Origin of the sequence: Jeotgalibacillus marinus, assembly GCF_040801915.1 — a bacterium.
GTDB lineage: Bacteria > Bacillota > Bacilli > Bacillales > Jeotgalibacillaceae > Jeotgalibacillus > Jeotgalibacillus marinus.
Genome location: NZ_JBFMIA010000268.1, coordinates 1 through 242, shown reverse-complemented (window position 1 = coordinate 242; position 242 = coordinate 1). Strand labels below are relative to the sequence as shown.

1 protein-coding gene is annotated in these 242 nt (G+C 69.0%); it reads left to right on the top strand.

Annotated elements, in window-relative coordinates:
• A partial coding sequence (locus tag AB1471_RS17810) for a histidinol dehydrogenase (protein WP_367781048.1) occupies nt 1-242 on the top strand: 242 nt, incomplete at both ends.

Here is a 242-nt window from a genome sequence, read left to right as displayed (position 1 = left end):
ACACACGCAAGTTCGACCGCATCGACCTCATCAAGGCCGGCCTGCGCGTCAGCGCTGCCGAAATCGACGCTGCCGAGAAAGCCTGCGATCCGCAGGCGCTTGCTGCGCTCAAGCTCGCGCGCGACCGCATCGAGGCCTATCACCGCCGGCAGTTGCCCAAGGACGACCGCTTCACCGACGCGCTCGGCGTCGAGCTTGGCTCGCGCTGGACCGCGGTCGAGGCGGCCGGTCTCTACGTGCCC